Source organism: Stenotrophomonas sp. HMSC10F07 (assembly GCF_001807895.1).
Lineage (GTDB): Bacteria > Pseudomonadota > Gammaproteobacteria > Xanthomonadales > Xanthomonadaceae > Stenotrophomonas > Stenotrophomonas sepilia.
In genome coordinates, this window is sequence record NZ_KV791425.1 from 18,961 (window position 1) to 20,690 (window position 1,730).

The 1,730-nt window shown below is 66.5% G+C and carries 3 protein-coding genes; 2 read left to right on the forward strand and 1 reads right to left on the reverse strand.

Annotated features, from left to right (window positions below):
- Window positions 1–85 precede the first annotated feature (85 nt).
- A complete protein-coding gene (locus HMPREF3114_RS15180) occupies window positions 86–664 on the reverse strand; it encodes an RNA polymerase sigma factor (protein ID WP_070489956.1) in 579 nt (192 codons plus the stop codon).
- A gap of 126 nt (window positions 665–790) precedes the next feature.
- On the opposite strand from HMPREF3114_RS15180, the gene HMPREF3114_RS15185 reads away from it, so the two are divergent.
- Window positions 791–970, forward strand: a complete 180-nt coding sequence (locus tag HMPREF3114_RS15185) for a hypothetical protein (protein WP_049415771.1) — start codon at window positions 791–793, stop codon at window positions 968–970.
- A gap of 35 nt (window positions 971–1,005) precedes the next feature.
- Complete coding sequence (locus HMPREF3114_RS15190; RefSeq protein ID WP_005418176.1) at window positions 1,006–1,599, forward strand: mechanosensitive ion channel family protein; 594 nt, start codon at window positions 1,006–1,008, stop codon at window positions 1,597–1,599.
- Window positions 1,600–1,730 lie beyond the last annotated feature (131 nt).

The following is a 1,730-nucleotide window of genomic DNA, read 5'->3' on the forward strand; positions in this document are numbered from 1 at the left end:
CAGCCATCGGCGGGAACATCTCGCTCGCTGGGCAACGCGCGCAGCCGGGCCAGCAGATCGTGATCGGAATCGTGTTCGTGTGTACTCATGTCATGTCTCCCAGCCGTGCGCGCAGCAGGCCGCGCGCACGATGCAGCTGTGCCTTTGAACTGCCGACGGCCATCTGCAGCTGCTCGGCGATTTCCTGGTGCTTCCAGCCTTCGATGTCGTGCAGTACCAGTACCGCACGCGCCCTCGGAGGCAGCGTCGCGAGTGCGCGCTCCAGGTCGCGCTCGGTACCGGCGCAACGGTCGTGCACCGCCAGCTCCTGCAGGCCGCCGTCGACCTCCTCCAGACTGTCGTGGTCCTGCCCGGCGGCGCGCCCGCGCAGTTCCATCAGTGCAGCGTTGACGCCCAACCGGTGCAACCAGGTCGACAGGCTGCTTTCGAACCGGAACCCCGGCAGCGCCTTCCATGCCTGCAGGAACGCTTCCTGCAGGGCATCCTCGGCACGCGCCTGCTGGCCCCCGCACAGGCGCCACAGTACGGCGAACACGCGCGGCGCATGGCGCCGGTACAGCAGTTCGTAGGCCGCAGTGTCACCGGCGGCGGCCGCCCGCACCAGGGCGGGTTCGTCGACAGGGTCGTGGGCGGCAGGCGGCGCTGGCATGGTGGTGTCGAGCATATCGCTTGGATGCGGCGACCCGGAAAAAGGTTTAGAGCCGATCGCCGATCAAGGCCATGCAACCTTTTCGACGACGGCTGCATCCATGGAAGGTCATTCGAGAAAATACCTCCAGGGAGTTCCGCCATGTCCAGCCCGTCCTGCGCCGCCCTGCTGGTAATCGTCGCTTGCGTCGTGCTGCAGGCATCGGGCCTGTCCTTGCGGTTGTGCCCCGACAACGGCCGCGCCTGCCTGCAGCAGCATCGACAGGAGCTGGTCTGCCTGGCGTGGTCGCCGATGGTCGAAACCCCGGCACGCGCCGGGTAACATCGAGGCCGTTCCCGCCACCTGTTTTCGCCCCCATGATGTTGTCGCTGAAGGATCACCTGCCGGCCTGGAGCCACCCATGGCTGAACTACGCGGGCGTGGCCCTGCAGATCGTGCTGGTGCTGCTGGTCGCCTGGCTGCTGCGGGTACTGGCCCGTCGCCTGATCCGGCGCTTTGCCGAGCACTACACGCTGCCACCTGAAATGGTGATGGGCGCGCGCCGGATCACCAGTTTCGTGGTCTATTTCAGCGCCCTGCTGTATATCCTCAGCCTGCTCGGCGCGAAGCCTTCAGTGCTGTGGACCGCGTTCACCGGCTTCGCCGCCGTGGGCGCAGTGGCCTTCTTCGCGGCCTGGAGCGTGCTGTCCAACATCTTCTGCACGTTGCTGATCTTCACCACTCGCCCGTTCCGCCTGCATGACTACATCGAAGTGCTGGAGAACGGCGAGAAGCCGGGCCTGAAGGGGCGGGTGATCGACGTGAACCTGATCTACACCACGCTGCAGGAAACCGGCGACGGCCATGAGGGTACGGTGCTGCAGCTGCCGAACAACCTGTTCTTCCAGCGCACGGTGCGCCGCTGGCGCGACCCGGCGCAGGCCCCCGGCGGCATCCAGGGCGACGGCTGAGGGGGTCTTCCTTTGCAGGGCTGCGCCCTGCACCTGCCGAAGCAACGTCAACGTCAAAGGCGGGCATTCCGTGGGTTGGCGGGCTGGGTCCGGTTGAGGGGGACGCTGCAAGTACGTCCATGTAAGCTCGG